General features: G+C 31.1%; 1 pseudogene. It reads right to left on the reverse strand.

Annotation, left to right across the window (positions count from 1 at the left end):
• Positions 1–228: pseudogene (potC, locus tag KVT11_RS20905) on the reverse strand (spermidine/putrescine ABC transporter permease PotC); the annotation flags it as partial.

Genomic DNA, 228 nt, shown 5'->3' on the forward strand with positions numbered 1-228 from the left:
TCTTCTAAATCACGTCCCATACCAGAAAGACGTGCTGCTAAAATAACGACAACAAATGAAATACTAAATGTAATGTGCGCAATAATAATTGTTGTTTTGCCAAGTTCCATACCTAATTGACTAAATAAGATAAGTAAAGATAATCCCATTAAAATATCAGGAATTAAAATTGGTAAATACACAAGACCGTTAATAGCCCCTTCATAACGATATTTATAACGATGTACT

It is taken from the genome of Bacillus sp. GbtcB10, assembly GCF_019091365.1.
Lineage (GTDB): Bacteria > Bacillota > Bacilli > Bacillales > Bacillaceae > Bacillus > Bacillus altitudinis.